This is a genomic window from Pseudomonas syringae (genome assembly GCF_023278085.1).
Classification (GTDB): domain Bacteria; phylum Pseudomonadota; class Gammaproteobacteria; order Pseudomonadales; family Pseudomonadaceae; genus Aquipseudomonas; species Aquipseudomonas syringae_Q.
Genome location: NZ_CP066265.1, coordinates 2,623,977 through 2,642,790, shown reverse-complemented (window position 1 = coordinate 2,642,790; position 18,814 = coordinate 2,623,977). Strand labels below are relative to the sequence as shown.

15 protein-coding genes and 2 pseudogenes are annotated in these 18,814 nt (G+C 58.4%); 7 read left to right on the top strand and 10 right to left on the bottom strand.

Annotation, left to right across the window (positions count from 1 at the left end; genetic code table 11):
- Positions 1–99: 99 nt before the first annotated feature.
- The 7 genes from I9H07_RS11675 to I9H07_RS11645 all read left to right on the top strand — a co-directional run bounded on the left by I9H07_RS11675 (position 100) and on the right by I9H07_RS11645 (position 8,272).
- Positions 100–951, top strand: a complete 852-nt coding sequence (locus tag I9H07_RS11675) for a fumarylacetoacetate hydrolase family protein (protein WP_236424987.1) — start codon at positions 100–102, stop codon at positions 949–951.
- 3 nt (positions 952–954) lie between these two features.
- Positions 955–1,776, top strand: a complete 822-nt coding sequence (locus tag I9H07_RS11670) for an IclR family transcriptional regulator (RefSeq protein ID WP_236424989.1) — start codon at positions 955–957, stop codon at positions 1,774–1,776.
- Positions 1,777–1,797: 21 nt separating this feature from the next.
- Positions 1,798–3,444: a bifunctional 3-(3-hydroxy-phenyl)propionate/3-hydroxycinnamic acid hydroxylase gene (locus I9H07_RS11665; protein ID WP_236424991.1), complete on the top strand. Its 1,647-nt coding sequence runs from the start codon at positions 1,798–1,800 to the stop codon at positions 3,442–3,444.
- Between the two features lie 23 nt (positions 3,445–3,467).
- A complete protein-coding gene (locus tag I9H07_RS11660) occupies positions 3,468–4,316 on the top strand; it encodes a VOC family protein (protein WP_236424992.1) in 849 nt (282 codons plus the stop codon).
- Between the two features lie 48 nt (positions 4,317–4,364).
- Complete coding sequence (locus I9H07_RS11655; protein ID WP_236424994.1) at positions 4,365–5,843, top strand: aldehyde dehydrogenase family protein; 1,479 nt, start codon at positions 4,365–4,367, stop codon at positions 5,841–5,843.
- A 67-nt stretch (positions 5,844–5,910) separates the two neighbouring features.
- Positions 5,911–6,912, top strand: a complete 1,002-nt coding sequence (locus I9H07_RS11650; protein WP_024674471.1) for a helix-turn-helix domain-containing protein — start codon at positions 5,911–5,913, stop codon at positions 6,910–6,912.
- Positions 6,913–7,147: 235 nt separating this feature from the next.
- Positions 7,148–8,272 carry a metallophosphoesterase gene (locus I9H07_RS11645; RefSeq protein ID WP_058824489.1) on the top strand — a complete coding sequence of 375 codons (1,125 nt, stop codon included), beginning with the start codon at positions 7,148–7,150 and terminating at the stop codon, positions 8,270–8,272.
- A 210-nt stretch (positions 8,273–8,482) separates the two neighbouring features.
- Here the strand turns inward: I9H07_RS11645 and I9H07_RS11640 are convergent, their stop codons facing one another.
- The 10 genes and pseudogenes from I9H07_RS11640 to I9H07_RS11600 form a co-directional block, all read right to left on the bottom strand.
- Positions 8,483–10,084 (bottom strand): putative bifunctional diguanylate cyclase/phosphodiesterase, encoded by a 1,602-nt coding sequence (locus I9H07_RS11640; protein ID WP_236426023.1) that lies wholly within the window; start codon positions 10,082–10,084, stop codon positions 8,483–8,485.
- 171 nt (positions 10,085–10,255) lie between these two features.
- Positions 10,256–10,684: pseudogene (locus I9H07_RS25035) on the bottom strand (methyl-accepting chemotaxis protein); the annotation flags it as partial.
- A gap of 111 nt (positions 10,685–10,795) precedes the next feature.
- Positions 10,796–11,518 (bottom strand): annotated as a pseudogene (locus I9H07_RS25030) (PAS domain-containing protein); the annotation flags it as partial.
- 269 nt (positions 11,519–11,787) lie between these two features.
- Positions 11,788–12,432, bottom strand: a complete 645-nt coding sequence (locus I9H07_RS11630; protein ID WP_094188466.1) for an RraA family protein — start codon at positions 12,430–12,432, stop codon at positions 11,788–11,790.
- Entirely contained in the window at positions 12,429–13,208 is a 780-nt protein-coding gene (locus tag I9H07_RS11625; protein ID WP_236423926.1) for an IucA/IucC family C-terminal-domain containing protein, read from the bottom strand. Before I9H07_RS11625 ends, I9H07_RS11630 begins: the two co-directional genes overlap by 4 nt.
- A complete protein-coding gene (locus I9H07_RS11620) occupies positions 13,205–13,996 on the bottom strand; it encodes an ABC transporter ATP-binding protein (RefSeq protein ID WP_024674477.1) in 792 nt (263 codons plus the stop codon). The genes I9H07_RS11625 and I9H07_RS11620 overlap by 4 nt, the downstream gene beginning before the upstream one ends.
- A gap of 10 nt (positions 13,997–14,006) precedes the next feature.
- The gene (locus I9H07_RS11615; protein WP_248957208.1) at positions 14,007–15,038 is read right to left on the bottom strand and encodes a FecCD family ABC transporter permease; all 1,032 of its coding nucleotides are present in this window, start codon (positions 15,036–15,038) and stop codon (positions 14,007–14,009) included.
- Entirely contained in the window at positions 15,031–16,020 is a 990-nt protein-coding gene (locus tag I9H07_RS11610) for a FecCD family ABC transporter permease (protein WP_236423930.1), read from the bottom strand. Before I9H07_RS11610 ends, I9H07_RS11615 begins: the two co-directional genes overlap by 8 nt.
- Positions 16,017–16,940 carry an ABC transporter substrate-binding protein gene (locus tag I9H07_RS11605; protein ID WP_236423932.1) on the bottom strand — a complete coding sequence of 308 codons (924 nt, stop codon included), beginning with the start codon at positions 16,938–16,940 and terminating at the stop codon, positions 16,017–16,019. Before I9H07_RS11605 ends, I9H07_RS11610 begins: the two co-directional genes overlap by 4 nt.
- Positions 16,930–18,813, bottom strand: coding sequence for an IucA/IucC family protein (locus I9H07_RS11600; RefSeq protein WP_236423933.1), 1,884 nt, complete (start codon positions 18,811–18,813; stop codon positions 16,930–16,932). Before I9H07_RS11600 ends, I9H07_RS11605 begins: the two co-directional genes overlap by 11 nt.
- Between the last annotated feature and the right edge of the window lies 1 nt (position 18,814).

Below are 18,814 nucleotides of genomic sequence, written 5' to 3'. Positions count from 1 at the left end.
TCTGCATTGTGGGATTTATTAATAAATCCTGCTTTACAGGAATTATGTTCAGGCATAGATTAAACCTCAGCGCATGTGTCCACCGACCAAGGAGATTCCATGAAATTCGCCAGCTTTATCGTTGAAGGTCGCACTACCTACGGCGTCGTCGAGGGCGACCAGCTCATCGACATGGACGGGCTGAAGCCTACGTTTGGTGCTGATCTCAAGCAGGCCATCAGCAACAACCTGTTGAGCGGACTCGGCAGCGACCTACTGGCAAGTCTGCCGCGCATTCCCATGGCGCAGGTGACGTTCCTTCCCGTCATCCAGAATCCGGGGAAAGTGCTGTGCATCGGCATCAACTACGCCACGCATGTTCGGGAAACCGGTCGCGAGATGCCGACCTACCCGATGATCTTCACGCGTTTCGCGGACAGTCAGGTTGCGCATATGCAACCCATCATCCGCCCCAAGGCTTCGCACAAACTGGACTTCGAAGGTGAACTGGCAGTGGTGATCGGTAAGACCGCGCGCCACGTCAAGCAAGCTGACGCGCTGGACTATGTCGCCGGCTATGCCTGCTACAACGACGGCAGTGTTCGCGACTGGCAGAAGCACACCATCCAGTTCATTCCGGGCAAAAACTTTCCCTATACCGGCAGTTTTGGCCCTTGGCTGGTAACCCGTGACGAGATTGGCGACCCGCAGAATCTTGAATTGACCACCCGCCTGAATGGCGAAGTCATGCAGCACACCAACACCAGCGACATGATTTTCGATGTGCGTGCGCTGATTGAGTACTGCTCCACGTTCACCGAACTCGCGCCGGGCGATGTGGTTGTCAGTGGCACCACAGGCGGTGTCGGTGCGTTCCGCGAGCCTCCAGTGTGGATGAAGCCTGGCGATGAAGTCGAGATCGAGATTTCCGGTATCGGCATTTTGCGCAACAGCATCGTTGACGAGCAGTAAGTCATGGAAAACATCAAACCACCGCAACAGCTCCACGAGCAGAGTGCCGACGTCAAAGGTTCCAGTCTGGAACGCATGCTGCGGGTACTTGACCTGTTTACCGCAGAAAAGCCGATCTGGGCCGTTGATGACATGGGCGGCGCGCTTGGGTTCACCCGCTCCACGGTCTATCGCTACGTGCGCGAGCTGGCCGATGCCGATCTGTTGTTTCAGGTTGAGGCCGGACGTTATGCGCTGGGTGCACGGATCATCACCTGGGACCGCCAACTGCGCCTCAGCGACCCTCTTGTGCGCGCTTCACAGGCACTGGAAGCAAGCTTCCCACGCTGGACCGAACAACAGGCCTGGCTGATTTGCCGGCTGTTCAAGGATCAGGTCGTCTGTATTCATCAGTATGGCGATCTGCTCAGTGAGGTCAGTTACTCGCGAGGCACTCCACGGCCGCTGTTTCTAGGAGCAACCTCCAAAGTCATCCTTGCCAACATGACGTCGCGGCAACATAGCCAGCTGTTTCTCGACAACCCGGATGCAGTGCGTGCCAGCAATCTGGGCCAGAGTTGGGAACAGTTTCGCCGTTCGCTGCAGCAACTCCGCCGTCAGGGCTACGTCGCCAGTGCAGGTGAGGTCGACAACGGTGTGTACGGCCTGGCAGCGCCGATTTTTGACCACGATGGCAAAGTCGTCGGCAGCATCAGCTGCGTTCGGCCGATTCAAGACCGCGATAGTGCGCAAGAAGACGTACAGGGTCAGCAGATTCTCGCCCTGGCACAGAACCTGTCACAGCTCATGACGGCGCTTGCCAATAGCCCACCGCATAAAGGCTGAACCCAACTTCAGGGAATAATAATGACAACCCTCAAAAGTCTCAGCACCCAGGTGCTGATAGTCGGGGCCGGTCCTACCGGGCTTACTCTGGCCAACCTGCTGGGTCAGGCGGATGTGAACACACTGATCATCGACCGCAAGCCCGGCACGGTGACCGAGCCGCGTGCGGTGTCCATCGATGACGAATCGTTGCGCACCATGCAGGCCATCGGGCTGGACCAAGCGGTTTTGCGCGACGTGGTGCCCGGTTACGGCGTGCATTATTTCACGCGTCCCGGCGGTCGCTGCTTCGGCAAGGTCGAACCCACCGGTAAGCTTTATGGCTATCCCAAGCGCAACGCTTTTCGGCAGCCACTGTTCGAAGGCACGCTTAAGACCGGTCTGGAACGATTCTCCAGCCTGCAGGCGCTGTTCGGCCATGACTTGCTGGAATTCAGTCAGGATCGGCGCGGTGTATGTGCGCTTATTCGCGATGCCGACGGCCATCTGCTCGAAATCAACGCAGACTACCTGATTGCCTGTGACGGCGGCCGCAGCCCGGTACGCAAGCAACTCGGGATCGAAATGGTGGGTTCCAGCTTCAGCTCGCGCTGGCTGGTGCTCGACACCGATCAGGATGACGATGAGTTCTGGCAGACACGCGTGTATTGCGATGCGCGCCGCCCGGTCGTTGACGTTCCGGGCCCGCATCGCACGCGACGTTTCGAGTTTCTTCTCAAGCCCGAAGAGACCGATTCGCACGTGCTCAGTGACGCCAGCCTGCACGCCCTGCTAAGGCCGTTCAAGGGTGACGCCCCGGTCTCTATCGTGCGCAAGACGGTTTATACCTTTCATGCCCGTGTTGCCAGTCGTTGGCAGGTGGGCCGGGTATTCCTTGCTGGTGATGCCGCTCACCTCACCCCGCCTTATGCAGGGCAAGGCATGAACAGCGGCGTGCGTGATGCGCACAACCTGGGCTGGAAGCTGATCGGCGTGCTGCAAGGAAAAATGGATGAAACCGCCCTGCTTTCCTATGAAAGCGAGCGCCGTGACCATGCATGGGCATTGATCAAACTGGCCTTGAACCTCGGCGTGGTCATGGCCCCGGCTAGCGTTTTTCGCGCTCGCCTGATCAGCGGTGTGTTCTCGCTTATAGGACTGCTACCACCGCTGCGCGACTATTTCCTGCAAATGCGCTTCAAGCCCAAACCCCGCTTCACCAAGGGGTTGGTACTGACCGAGGGCCAAGCCGGAAGCCTGTCCAGCGGCAACATGTTTCCCCAGCCGATGCTGACCGATGCTCAAGGTCTGGTGCGGCTGCTGGACGACATCATCGGCGCGGGTTTCGCCCTGATTCAGTATGGCGATGCGGCGCAGCACTGTGTCGACGAACTCCAGCATGGCTTCTGGAACCACCTTGAGGCCAGACGCATTCTGATTCTTCCGGCAGACGCCAAAGATATCCCTCCGGTGCCCGGATGCTCCGTGGTCCAGGACGCTGACGGTTTGCTCGAAAAAATACTGGGCCGCTCAGACACAGTTTTGTTGCTGCGCCCCGACCGTTATATCGCGGCGATCTTCGACAAGGCATCTGAGGCACGGACAGCCCATTTACTGCAATCACTGTTCGGCAGCGCCACAGCAAAGGAAGGCGCGGTCAACTCGAACGCTACACCCGTCTTTCCCTGAACCGTTCATGTACAGAGGTGGTTATGCAAACTCTCCAGACATCTACTCCAGCGCGCCTGTGCTACCTGCATCTGGCCAGCAAAGAACCGCAACAGCAGGTCGATTTCTATCGGCGCATGCTGGATATGGAAGGCCTTGCCCAAGCTGATGGCAGTTGGCAGCTCAAGGGCCCGCAACGTTCGATGCTGATCTCCCCGGCCGACCACAGCGGGCTGCTTGCCGCCGCTTTCTCGCTGGACAATCAGGCTCAGCTGGCAGAACTGCGTGCGCGCCTCGTCCGCCAAGGCTGCGCTGTCGAAGACCTTGAATCGCCGCTACTTGAGTCGGGAGCCTTCGTGATCAGTGACCCGCAAGGTCGGCAGACGATATTCGGCGTGTCCGCCACCGACGCCTGTGCGGTTCGGCGCGGCATGCCTGGCCGCCTGCAACACGTTGTATTCCAGACCACTGAACTGGAAGCCATGATCGACTTCTACGTCAATACCGTTGGGTTTACCGTCTCGGACAACGTCGTTGATGAGCAGACCGGTCAGCTCACCACCTGCTTTCTGCGCTCCGACGATGAGCACCATACCCTTGCATTCTTTCGCGGCTCGAAAAAAGAGTGGGACCATCACTGCTATGAAACCAACGAGTGGAACGATATCCGTGATTGGGGTGATCGCTTCGCCAAAGAGCGCATAACGATTTTCTTCGGCCCGGGCCGTCATGGGCCGGGCAACAATCTGTTCTTCATGGTGGTCGATGCCGACCGCAACCGCCTGGAGTTCTCGGCCGAACTTGAAGTGACTGATGCCTCGCGTGCTCCCGGCGTCTGGCCGCAAGAGGAACACACGCTGAATTCCTGGGGGCGCGCCTGGATCAGAACCTGAATCCAATGGGCAGCGCTTCATCCCCAACACGTTTCAGAAGGTAAGACCATGAACTGCTTACATCTCGCCCCCTACGCTATCAATGGCGATCAGTACATCAACGGTGCCTGGCGTACAGGCCGCTCTGCTCGTCGGCTGGACGACCGCAACCCGTTCAATGGCGAACAACTTCTGGAAATGCCCCTCGCCTCAGTCGCTGATCTGGATGACGCCTACCAGGCTGCGCATGTCGCCCAGTCCGCCTGGGCAGCCTTGCAGCCCATGGAACGCAGCGCCCAGTTGGCAAGGCTGGCGGACGTTATCCAGTGCCGGGAACAGGAAATCATCGACTGGCTGATTCGCGAGTCCGGCAGCACGCGCATAAAAGCCACCATCGAATGGCAATCCACGCTGCGCATGGTGCGTGACTGTGTCGCACTGCCGATGCAGGTCGAAGGGCGAATTCTGACCAGCTACAAGCCGGGCGAACAGAGTTTCGTGTTTCGCGAGCCGCTGGGCGTGGTGGGTGTTATCAGCCCGTGGAACTTCCCGTTGTACCTGAGCATGCGCTCGGTAGCACCCGCACTGGCGCTCGGCAACACCGTCGTACTCAAGCCGGCCAGCGATACTGCAATCACCGGCGGCCTGCTGATTGCCCATTTCTTTGAAGAGGCAGGCTTTCCGAGCGGTACGTTCAATGCCGTGGTCGGCGCAGGTTCTGAGATCGGTGATGCCTTCGTCGAACACCCGGTCCCGAGCCTGATTTCCTTTACCGGTTCCACCGATGTGGGGCGCAATGTGGGCCGCATCGCCACGGGAGGCAAACACATCAAGCGTGTCGCGCTGGAGCTGGGCGGCAACGCACCACTGGTGGTCCTGGAGGATGCCGATATCGAAGTCGCGGCGCACGCGGCTGTGGTCGGACGTTTTCTGCATCAAGGGCAGATCTGTATGAGCGTCAACCGGGTGATTGTCGATCGCTCGCTTTACGCTGACTTCTCGGCACTGGTAGTCGAGCGCGTGCGCGACCTGAAGACCGGTGATCCGGCCAAAGCCGATACAGTCATCGGGCCGGTGATCAATCAAAGCCAGCTTGACGGCCTGCTGCGCAAGATCGATCAAGCCGGGCGCGCCGGTCTCAAGCGCCTGTTTGGCGGTCAGGCGTCAGGGCTGGTGCTGCCGCCCCATGTGTTCGGAGAGGTCGCCGCCGATCAGGAGCTGGCCCGTGACGAAACGTTCGGCCCGTTGCTGCCGCTGTTGATTGCAGAGGACGAAGCACACGCGCTGCAACTGGCCAACGCCAGTGAGTTCGGACTTTCCAGCGCGGTGTTCAGTCGCGACATGGCCCGTGGCCTGAACTTCGCACGGGGCATTGTGGCTGGCATGACTCACATCAATGACATCACCGTCGATGATCAACCCAACGCCCCCTTCGGCGGCGAGAAGAACTCCGGCCTCGGACGCTTCAATGGCCATTACGCGCTGGATGAGTTTACTCGCGCCCATTGGGTTACCTGGCAGCCAGGCGGTCACCAGTATCCGTTCTGAGTCAGTGCCGGTGAAGTCCGAGCGCATGCCCGGACAGCAGAAAACAATAACAAGACAGAGGCAAACCATGACCAATCTCGCCTGTGTGTCCACCGATCAAGTGGTGTGTTCCGACCGACTGATGAAATGGAAAGAATTCATGAGTGATCACCTCGGTTGCACACCCGATTACATCAAGCGCCTGGAATCAACATTCATCGACCCTTTGCACCACAGCAATTTTCAGGGGCGGCTGGAATATGGCGATCTGGGGCCCATACGCTTCTGCCGTATGACGGCCAGCGCGCACCGCTATTCACGGCAATTGAGCAAAGCAGTCGATGCGCTCGACACGCCGCGCATGTTGATTCTGCAAACCGCAGGCGTCAGCCATTTCACTCAGGGCCAACAGGACAGCGTACTGGCGCCGGACGAAATGCTCCTGGTCGACTGCGGCAAACCCTTCAGCGTGACCAGCACTCAGGGCTGCGAACACTTCATTCTGCTGTTTCATGGAACACCCGCGCACAGTGCCGCCGAACCAGCTGACATGCACCTGAGCGGCCGTAACGGGCTGGGCAGAATCCTGATGCACATGATCAGCGATGCCTACAATCAGTACCCGTTGCTGAACGGTAACTCCGGGCGTCTGCTCGGCGAAAGCATTGTCGGTGTTCTGGACAACGCGTTGCAGAACAAGAATGAGGAAAAACAACTCACCCATGACTTTCGCCTGTTCAAGCAAAACCGCCTGAAAGCCTACATCGAGCGCCATCTGGCCGAGCGCGACCTGACCATAGAGCGCATCGCCAACGCCGAGCAGTGCTCGGTGCGCAGCCTGCACAGAGCATTTCAGGCCGACCAAGGGTGCACGGTCAGTGAGTATATCTGGCAACGACGTCTGTCACGTTGCGCCGAAGACCTGCGTAATGGCGAACTTGCCCAACGATCGCTCACCGACATTGCATACGCATGGGGCTATGGCAGCAGCTCGCATTTCAGCAGGCACTTCAAATCCACATTCGGCATGTCGCCCCGGTTGTTTCGTGAGATGGCTCGCGGCGGTGATGTGGCATTGAATGCGGCGTGATGCAGACCTCGCAGGGGCGAGAGTAGCGTCAACCAGCCCGCTTTTATTCGATAACAACTGTACCGAGATATTTTTGACCTTGTTAGTCTTCTGTTTATATGGCGTGATTGCGTTTGGCTATTCAATGAGGGACATAGCAAATGCATTGCAGGACACCGGGTAGAGACGCACAACAGAAACGCCCAGAACACAGAATGAAGGAACAGCAGACACTAATAATCAAGGGGGCGCGTTGATGTTTCACGTCATGTTCAGCCTGCCTTGCCTGTATGTGATCGTGCGTTATGTATGGCCAATGCCATGGGCGCCGCGGGCCAGAATTGCCGTCGCCCTGCTGCTGGTCCTTGCCTCGCAATATCATCTGTATTGCCGCTTTTCTTCCGGCAGCGTGTTCTCGCCGGAATTTCCCCGCGACATTGTGATGGTGTTCAACTGGGCATTTGGCGCGATTCTGCTGCTTGCCGTGCTGCAAATCATTGTCGACCTGGGCACGTTACTGACCATGCTGGCCAAGCGGCGATGGCTGACTGTCCCGGCAAAACTGCGTTATGGCATCGGCATGACAGCCTTGCTGCTGGCCGCCATTGGCGTTCATCAGGCCGTGCGCGTGCCGCCGGTGAAGGACATCGAAATTGCGATCAAAAACCTGCCCCCGCAGTTCGACGGCTACAAGGTATTGCAACTGACGGACATGCACATCAGCCGATTGTTTGATGCGCCGTGGACGCAAGCGGTGGTCAAGGCATCAAACGCGCTGGGTGTCGATCTGATCGTCATCACGGGTGATCTGATCGACGGCTCGATCAGCGACCGCAAACAGGATATCGATGCCTTGCGTGATCTGCGTGCGCCGGACGGCGTTTATGTGATACCCGGCAACCACGAGTACTTCTTCGATAACCAGGCGTGGATGCAGCATTTCGTTTCGCTGGGAATGGTGCCACTCGCGAACAGCCACACCCTGATCGAGCGCGACGGCGCCCAGATTGCACTCGCTGGCGTCACGGATGTAACGGCACCGAGAACCGGGTTCCCCGCCCCAGACGTTCAAAAGGCGATAGCCGGCATAGCCAAGGACATGCCGATTATCCTGCTCGACCATCAACCAAGGAACGCGCTAGAAACAGCCACTCAAGGGGTGGCTCTGCAACTCTCCGGCCATACCCACGGTGGCATGATCTTTGGTCTTCACCGCCTGCTGGCCCTGGCCAACGGCGGATTTGTATCGGGGCTTTATGATGTCGACGGGATGCAGCTGTATGTCAATAACGGCACTGCACTCTGGCCCGGATTCGCCATCCGGCTAGGCAAGCCATCGGAACTGACACGGATCACGCTTCGACGAGCGCCAGATGCGTAGTTACCTGGATGAGTCAATAAAAACAGCACGCTGTTGGCAATTATCTGCGGACTGAAAAAACTTGATAACTCTGACCTCTACTTGTTTCAGCCAAGGCAGAGCAAATGAATTGGCGGCGTGGACATTAGCAATTTCACGCCGCCGATTGTTGACGTTTCATCCTGCTTCTACCAACCGCTCTCGAACTCATCGGGCCTTTATATCGGTGCACTACCCAACACTGCCTCGCGCCCTGACCGGCCCGCCTGCCTCACTCATTGCCAGCAACGCTGTCACCTGTGCCAACGGCAGTGGCCGCCCGAACAGATAACCCTGTGCAAAGTCGCACCCATTGGCGGCTAACCAGTCTGCCAGCTCCTCGTGCTCTACCCCTTCAGCGGTGATTTTCATGCGCAGACTCTTGCCCAGAGCAAGGATGGCATTGACCATCTCATTCTGGTTATCCAGCGACGTATCAAAAAAAGACCTGTCGATCTTGATCTTGTCGATGGCGAGTTTGGTCAAGTGATAAAGCCCTGAGTAGCCGGTACCGAAATCGTCCAGCGCAATACTCACGCCCATCGCGCGCAGACGCTCCAGGTTCAAGCGTGCACTGTCGACGTTGGCCACGAGGGCATTTTCTGTCACTTCGACTTCCAGCCGGTTTAAAGGGAACCTGCCTTCACTGGCCAGGTGCTTCAGCCATTCGGGAAAGTCGAGGCTTTCGATCATCAGCGAGGTAACGTTGATCGACAGCGTAAAGTCGGGCGGCCAGTCGCGCGCCTGATCGAAAGCCTGGATTAACAGGCTTTCAGTGAGTTGTTTGATTAGCCCCAATTGTTCTGCAACGGGGATGAAATCAAGCGGCATGATAATTCCACGTTCGGGGTGCAACCATCGCGCCAGCAGTTCGAACCCTGCGAGGCGTTGTTCGGGAAGACTGACGATGGGTTGATAGAACGGCTGAATGTGGCGCTCTTCAATAGCGAGCCTCAGTTCCTGCGCGAACAACGCCTGCTGGCGTTGTTCGCGCTCAAAGCTGGCTTCGTAGAAATGAAACGTCGCGCGGCCACTGTGTTTACCGCGATACATGGCACTGTCAGCATGTTGCAGCAAAATCTCGGGATCGGAACCGTCCAGCGGCGCAATGGCGACGCCCAAGGTGGCACTGAAGGTCATGAGGTGCAAGTTATCGCTGGATGCCGCGATTTTAGCCAGAACAGTCTCCGCCAGCGTCGCCAGCTCGACCTGACTGAAGTTGCCACTGACCGCCAGACCGAACTCGTCCCCTCCCAGTCGGGCCACTGACGCCTGCCACCCTGCCGTGGCCTCTCGCAAACTTTCTGCAACGGCGCAGATGGCGGCGTCACCGACAGCATGGCCGTGGGTATCGTTGATCAGTTTGAATTTATCCAGGTCGATCAGAAAAACAGCCGTTTGCGTAGACGCCTGTTGCAGGCGCGCAACCAGTTGCTCGTGAAACACACGACGATTGAGCAGGCCGGACAATGGATCGTGCCGGGCCAGCGAGTCACTGAGCGCCTGCGCCGCCAGCAAGTCGTTGTAGCTGCCTTGCAATCGTTGCATCAGGCGCGTCAGCAGTATGAATGGCACGACCATCGATAACAGCGCAAAACCGGTCGACGTCAAGACGAAACGCCAACGCTCGGCATTTTCGAAGTCCGAGTCATACGGTAAGTCCAGCACATGCATGGCGATGGATTCAAGCTTGAATTCCCATGCCACTGCCAGCAGGAAAATAGAAAACAGGTAAAGCCACAACACGGCGTAAAGGTATTTACGAACCATTTGCGGATCGCGGATGAATGACATAAGGGCTACGCTCGGGAGACGACGGGTGCTATGGCTGGAGACAGGTTATCGGTAGGCCAGCGTGAGTCTTGAAGACCGTTGTCCCCGCGCTGCTCGCGTTACCTGCTGAAGGGTCAAGGCTCGGGGGAGTACGGTTAACGTAGTCCCCCGAGCCGATCAATCAGCGAGCAACTAGCTTGAACGCTGATTAACAAAACGGCTGACGGCGGTTACTACCGTGTTTGCGCCTTGCTGGATTTCCTGAATGACACGGTCTGCATCGTTAGCCAATACCAGTGCCTCGGATGCCTGTTCGGTACTGCGCACAATGACGGCCACGGCTTCTGATGCCAGGCTTTGATTCTTCTTCACCACGTTGACAATTTCTTCCGCAGCCTTTGTTGTGCGCGAGGCCAGCTGGCGTACTTCGTCGGCCACTACCGCGAAGCCCCTGCCTTGTTCGCCTGCCCTGGCGGCTTCAATGGCGGCGTTCAATGCCAGCAGATTGGTTTGCTCGGCGATCCCGCTGATGGTCTTTATAATCGTTCCGATGACCTGGCTTTGAGCGTCCAGTGCCTCGATGCCTTGCGTGGCCTCCTCCATCGAGAGGGTCAGTTGACCTAACGTGTGCAGGGTGTCCTTGATGACCTTTCGCCCTTGTTGGGCACTGCTGTCAGTGTCGATAGACGTTTGATAGGCCATGTCCGATGCTTCAGCAACGGCTTTTTCACGTTCAACCTGTTCAGTAATAACCGTCGCAAACTTGGCAATTTTGTAGAGCTTGCCGTTGGCGTCGGTAATAGGGTTATAAGACGCCTCCAGCCAGACATCGCGGCCGGACTTGTCAACTCGTCTAAAGCGATCAACGATAAATTCACCGCGGCGCAGTCTTTCCCAGAAATGGGTATAGGCGTCAGAGGACGACTCTTCAGGCACACAGAAAATTTTGTGATGTTTGCCCTTTATTTGATGCAACTCATAACCCATCGCCTTCAGAAAGTTATCATTGGCGCCAATGACAATTCCATCGAGGGTAAAGTCGATAACGGCTGTAGAGCGTTGCAACGCATTGACCAACGCCTCATTTTCACGCGAGGCTTCAATCGTTCGCGTCAGAACGCTTGAGTACAACGTGATCTGTTCCACGCCGCCCGTTTCATTTTTGAAGGGAACGACCACCGTCCTCAACCAGACCCTGGCCCCCGTCTTGCTGATCAGCCGCAGGGTGCCGCTGAAATGCTTGCCGTCCCGAATCGCAGTCAGCGCGCGCTTCTGGTGAGTATCACCGCTCAACTCTGGCGGGCTCAGCTCAGACAGGCTACGACCCACAATCTCGCTTTGTGAATAGCTCATCTCGGTTTCGAACAGGCCGTTGACAGTCTGTACCTTGCCCGATGCGTCCAGAACGACGGCAACCGTCTCCAGATTCAGGATTTGCCCCGCTTGTTCAAGCATGGCAAGGCGGCGCTCCAATGCCTGGTTGGTCTTTTTCAACTGAGAGTTAAACATTGCGGCTATCCGAGACAGATGGGGTTTGCAGTCTTCATCGGTCATAAAACAGCAATCTTGAGCATCGCCCCTGAAACTTAATATAAAAAAACACCTTTTCAGTGTTTTAACAGGTAATCGGGATCCAAAATCCTTGTTCCATTCATTGAACAGCGTTTAATATGTTTACGCCCTGTACAGCCATCACTTAACAAGCTGGATAGCTATTCACAATATTAATAATGATGTTTGGTACTTGCGTTTTCTCCGACAAGCCTTTGCAGAAAATCTTCCCGCCGTTCTTTATCCGCGCCCTCCTTTGCCAATAACTCAGGCAACATGTCATTCGCTTGCTGTGGGCTCAAGATAAATACCCCGTCATCGTCACCCACCGCAATGTCTCCAGGATGAACAACCACTCCACTCACATTGATCACCCCGTTCAGCTCACCGCTCTCACCCAGACTGCGCGTCGTCACGGCGCTGATGCCACGACTGAACACCGGCAGGCGATGTTCGCGTAAAGCGGCAATGTCTGTCACGGCCCCCGACACGACGACTCCAGCCAGACCCTTTATCAGCCCGGCCAACGCGCGTAACTCACCCCAGCAGGCGCAGTGTTCATCACCCACGCACTCGATTACCAGCACATCGCCGGGCAGGCTGTTCAGCAGTGCGTCGCGGAGAATGCTGCCGTCCGGCAACTGGACTTTGACGGTCACCACATTGCCGACCATTCGGGCGCCGTCGAACAACGGTCTGATCCCGCGCAGATAACCGCTGTCGGTCAGGTGGCCGATGGTGGATGCTGCAATGCCACGGAATTGCTCGATGACGGCATCGCTGAGTTGTTGTTGACGGTGTGCAATCTGTTTGTTCATCGACATTTTTTTGGCCTCAACAACGGGCAGGTGGAACAATATTCGACGGGGTTGCTGGCGTCGTAATAAAAACAGCAGGTGCGGCGGAAACGTATACTTTTGCCCTCGGCTTCCAGCAAAACCGGCGGGCGTCGAAAGTGTTTAAGGGGGTTGTAACTTAATCCGAACAGCGACGGGTCGGCCTGATTCAACAGCCAGTCGAAATCCGCCTGGTAACGCTCACGAATGGCCGGATCTTCAACCTTGTCCATGCGTTTGTCGTACAGCGAATAGACGCGCACTGCAGTGTTTTCCCAAAGAATGCGCCGGGAAATACCGCTGACTCGATTGAAGGTTTCCCACAGAGGCTGGAGCAAGTCTCGAAACAGAGTACTGACTATCCTTTCACGCCATGCCTCGCGCATACCCGGTTCGTAACACAAGGGGCTTACGTCAGCCAAAGGCATGGAAGAGGTCCAGAGGCCATCATCGTGGGCATACTCGATCACGCTGTTGTCCAGTGACAGGACCAGGCCCTTGTCGTAAATCGACATGGAGTAGAGGCAGGCGCCGGTGCTCAGGAAGGAAAAGCGTTTGGCCAGCAGTGAAGCGGTGATCGCCAGTGATGGCGAGCCGATGATCGGCCCCAGCGTATTGAGCAACTGTTCGCACACGTCATCGTCCAGCAACGCACTTGCCGGCAGTGAGCGAGGATCGCGCTCATCCGCCTGCCTGAGCCGCAGGGCGCCGGACAGCAGCGCCCACTCCGATTCGCTGAACGTGCGCGCCAGGCTCATTGCGGCAGTTCCCGGCCAAAGGGAATGCACAGCGGTGTACCAAAGAACGGATCGGCGATGATCCGGCAATTGAGGCCGAACACCTGCTTGACCAGTGCTTCACTGAGGATATCTGCGGGACGTCCCTGGGCGAATGCACTGCGTTCATGGACCGCGACCATGTGATCGGCGTAGCGACACGCCAGGTTCAGGTCATGCAACACCATGACGATGGTTTTGCCTTCTTGGCGATTGAGGTCACGTAGCAGGTCCAGCACTTCGATCTGATGCGCGAGGTCGAGAAAGGTGGTGGGTTCATCGAGCAGCACCAGGTCGGTGTCCTGCGCCAGGGTCATGGCGATCCACGCACGCTGACGCTGGCCACCAGACAAGGCATCCACCGGCCGCTCGGCGAGGTCCTGCATACCGGTTTGTGCCAAGGCCCGCTCGACCATGGCTTCATCTTCCACGGACCATTGCTGCATCCAGTTCTGATACGGATAGCGCCCCAACGCTACCAGTTGGCGCACGCTGATACCCTCGGGTGCGCTGGGCATCTGCGGCAGAATTGCCAGTTCGCGGGCGACTGTGGCGGTGGATTTCTGATGAATGTCCGCGCCATTGAGCAGCACACTGCCCTGCTGCGGCTTGAGCAGGCGCGCCAGGGACTTGAGCAAGGTACTTTTGCCGCAGCCGTTGCTGCCGATCAGCACCGTCACCTGGCCTGCGGGCAATTGCAGATCGAGGCTGTCGATGATCACCTGGCGCTGGTAACTCAGGGTCAGGTCATGGGTTGCGATGGACGCCATCCGTAATTCCTTAATGCCGCTGGTTAATCAATAGATACAGAAAAAACGGTGTGTCCAACACCGCAACAAAAATCCCGGCCGGCAGATCCAGCGGCAGGAACAGCGTACGTCCGGCCAGGTCGGCGAGCATGACCAGATTGGCACCGATCAGCGCGGCCATCAGTGCCTGACCGGTAAACCCCGGTGGCATCAGGCGCTTGGCAATGTGCGGCGCGATCAGCCCGACAAAGGCAATCGCCCCGCCCCAGGCGACCGCCAGACCGGCCAGTGCAACGCTCACCAGCAATAACCCGCCACGCAACCACTGCACGCGCACGCCAATGCCCTGGGCCAGATCGTCATCCAGTTGCTGCATGCGCACCTGGCGGGCGAGCAGCACCAGCAGCGGCAGGGTCAGTAACAGCCAGCCTGCCAGCGCGCGTGGTTCCGGCCAGCTGGCACCATACACGCTCCCGGTCAGCCAGACGTAGGCCGACAAGGTGGTGGTCAGCGGGCTGAACACCAGAATGAACGTGGTCACTGCCGCCAACAGCGCCGACACCCCGACCCCGATCAACACCATGCGCAACGGCGAGGCGCCCTGATTCCAGGCCAGCAGGTAGATCACCAATGCGGCGAGCCCCGCACCGGAAATGGCCGCCAGCGGCAGGAATTGCGCGCCCAGCGCCGCCGAGAAGAAGGACAGATACAGCACCGCCGCCGCGCTGGCGCCGCTGGTGATACCCAGCAGGTCCGGCGAGGCCAGCGGGTTGCGAATAATGCTTTGCAGAATCAGCCCGGACACAGCCAGTGCCGCACCCACCAGCGCCGCCAGTGCCAGACGCGGCATGCGCAGTTGCTCGACGATAAACACCAGGCTGGCGTCGGCGTGACCGGAAAACACGCTTATCAGGGTTGCAGGCGACAGATTGATCTTGCCTACCGCCAACGAAACCAGGGCCACCAGCGCTGTCAGCGCCATTGCCGTCGCCAGACGCATCAGCACGCTCAGGCTGAACTGCCGGGAGAAGCCGCGATAACGCAGCGTCAGGTGCTTATCCATAACGCGCCCCCCGACGGACCAGCGCAATGAAGAATGGCGCGCCGAACAGCGCAGTCATAACGCCGACCGGTACTTCCTGAGGCACAATCACCACCCGCGCCAGCGTATCGGCGAGCAGCAACAGGGTTGCGCCCAGCACCGCGCAGCCGGGCAGTAGCCAGCGATGATCGATGGACAGTGTCTTGCGTACCATGTGCGGCACCAGCAGCCCGACGAAACCGATGCTCCCTGCCAATGCCACGGCGCTACCGGCCAGAACGATGATCACCAGGCTCATCAGCAAGCGAATCAGCCCGGTTCGCTGGCCCAGCGCGGTGGCGATGGCTTCGCCGGTATTGAGCACATTGACCTGCCCCGCCAGCACCCACGATCCGCCCAGAGCGAGCATCACACACACCAGCAGCGGTGCAGCCGTGGCCAGATCTCGTTCCGAGAGAGAACCTGCCAGCCAGAACAACACGGTGTCCAGCCCGTCCTGATTGACCACCAGCAATGCCTGACTGAACGCCGTGAACAGTGCGGTAATGGCAGCACCTGCCAGCACGATTCGTAACGGATTGAGACTGCCCTGCCCCCGATTACCAATCACCCAGACGGTGGTCCCTGCCACGGCTGCGCCGATAAACGCGCACCACAGCCACTGGCTCATTGACGTCAGGGAGAGCAGTGACGAACAGGCAATGATGGCAAACGTCGCCCCCGCGTTGATCCCGAATAGCCCTGGCGAGGCCAGTGGGTTGCGGGTCAGGGCCTGCATCAGCGCGCCGGCCACTGCCAGACTTGAACCCACGGCTACGGCCATCAGGGTGCGAGTCAGCCGGGTATCGAGCAGTACATGCTGAACAGGATTCAAGACATCAGGCTGCCAGAAGCTTGCAACCATGGCAGACGGCGATATCCAGACGGCCCCGGTTGCCAGGCTCAACCCCATGCACAGCAAGAGCAGCAAGACACCTAATCCCAGTTTTACCGATAAGGTCATGAGGTGCTGTCCGCCATCACCACCCGGGAGATTTCATCGAGCATGCGGTTGGCACCCAGAATACCGCCGGACAGGCTCCAGGCGACTGCATCGACGCGCCACACCTGGTGCTCCTGAGGAGCGCGCAACTGTTGCCAGAACGGGTGCTGGACCAGTTTGTCGTAGTTTTGCTGCGCGGTTTTACTGTCCGCGCGCTGGAAGATAAAGAACAGGTCGGCATCGACCACAGGCAAACTCTCTTTACTGCTGAGTTTAAGGGATACGCCCTGTGCCTCGCGGGCGGCGGGCGTCCAGGCAAAACCCAGTTCGCTGAGCACCGAACCGGCGAAGCTGGCGGGCAGATAGCTGCGGATATGGTCTTCGCGAATATCGAGCACTGACACCGTGATGGGCCAGCGACCGGCGAATTTCGCCTGTAACTGGCCGCGCAGTTGCGCTACACGCTGCTGCCACTCGCCGAGCAGTTGCATGGCTTGCGACTGACGATTCAGCGCTGCGCCCATCATCGCCAGCGTGCGCTTGAATTCGAACACCTCTTCGAGCATCAGCACCGGACCTATCTGCTCCAGCAATGGCGCAATGCGCTGATGGCGAAAGCGTGACGCGACGATCAGGTCCGGTTTGAGCAACACGATGTCTTCCAGACTCGGCTGGGTTTCTAGGCCGACGTGCGGCACCGTCGCCAGGGCCGGGCGCAGGTAGCGGTACATCGGTTTTTCACTCCAGGAATCCACCACACCACAGGGTGTCACGCCCAGTGCCACGGCGCTGTCGGAAGCCCCTTGAAACAACGTGATTACTCTCAACGGCCTCAAAAGCTGCAACGGCGCTGCCCAGGCAAACCCGGGCAGCGCCAGTAAACCCAACGACAGGCGCAACACCATGCGCCGCGAAGGATGCAGGGATTGCTCAGGACTCACGGCGCAACCTGTGGAACGGGTTGACCACCTCGCCCTTGCCGAACGGCATGCTCCCCGGCCCGCCAGCACGCTCGATCATCGGCGTGAGCAGCAGTTTCTGGGGCCAGTTCGGTGCGTCGAACAGTTGATGGCGGATCATGGCGCGAGCCTCGTCGTCGAATTCGATGGTGGTGATCAGATTATCCAGAACATCGCGCAGCACCGTCCACAACGCCGTTACCGGCACCTCGTAAACTTGCGCAAGCGTGTCCATGATTGCCCGCACGTTGACCTGAATACCCAGAGTCTGCAGCCAGAACAGCAAGTCCTCGGGGCGATCATGATAAAGGGTATTGGCATGACCTTTCTTGATTCGATATTCCGGGTCGTGCATGCCGTTGCGCTCCAGCCACGGCACGAAGATACGCAACGAGTCATGATCGCGCAGCAACAGCCCTTGTGCCTGACCGGCTTTCCAGACCATCACTGCGTTCTGGCCATGCACCTCGCCGAGCATACCTAGGCGGAACATGCGCAGGTTGATGTCGAAGAAACTGTGGCTCAGCTCGCGGAACAGGGTCAGCACCGAAGCCTGATTGCGTGGCAGGTCGCGATACGCCATCCATTCATCGAAGAAATGCCTGTTGCTGCCCGGTAACGGCGTGCCCAGCGCGGCCATCGGCAGCAGGCGGCACTCAGTATCGTCCAGCAAAGCCGACGGATAGCGGCGAACCATTGCCGACAGGTGCCGTGGCGCTTCGTCGAACAACGTGGCTTGAGGCGGCATGAACGCCCACCATTTGCCCTCGTCACACAGGTGCAGTGAGCGCTTCAGGGTTTCGTCCTTGTCCACCACCTCGCGCAGCAATTTCTCGCTCAGTTCACCGTTGATCATCTTCACCGCGGGCAGGTAACGGGACGCGCCGAGGGAATAGATTGCCATCGGCAGCTTGAGGTAATCCGCGCTGTCAAAGCACGGCGTCATCGAACGCAGCGATGAAGTGGCATACACCGTTGCCTGGTTGAATGTCAGGCGCTGGCACTCGCCCTTGGCGAATACATCGCCCAGTTGCGCGTCCAGAATGTGCTCGAACTGCCAGGGATGGACCGGCAGCGCCACGTGGCTGCTCGCGATGCCGCGCTGTTGCAGTTCTCGTTCAAGCTCGGCCTGCAGGTTTTGCGGCAAAAGATAGCGCGCCGGGAACGAGGCATTTATATCCCCTACACCGCCACCGCATTGCAGCAAGGTCTTGTCGACGGCGACCCAGTTCAGTGCCACCGGTTGGGCGAACTCGGCCTGATACTGCCGGTATTCCTGCTCGTTCAGGCCCTGTTTGGCCTTGGCCAGCGGGTGATACGGGCGATCACGCAGCGAGGCCCATTGCTCCATGGTGCGGAAGAAGGTCGCACCGTCCTGCGCCATCAGGTTGTGGTGGTCGACCTTGTGATCCAGTGACAGTGCGGTCTGCCAGACGCTGATGCGCAGGACGTCGAGAAACAGCGCAATGCCTTTTTCGTTTTCCTCGCGCTGGCTGGCCTGAAGCTGCGTTGCCTTGCCGGCAAACACCCACTTCATGAAGTCTTCCGGGGAGAGCTGCGTCCAGCGCTCATCCTGACGACCCAGCACCGGGGTGCCGGGCACTTTCTCCCACTGTTGGGTGATGCCGGGGCGCAATGCGATGCTGATGAAGCGCTGTTCGGATGCATCGCAACACCATTCCCAGACTTGCTGTGCGGCGCTTTGCTCCGCCAGGTGCGGGGCCTGCGGGTGACGCGCTTGCCAGCGAGCAGTGTCCTGCAGGCTCAATGGCTCCCGGCCAAAAAAGTCTTCAGCCAGCAGGCAATCGACCAGATCCTGCATGACGAGGTCAGCGGCGAGTGAAGTGAAGTTCATC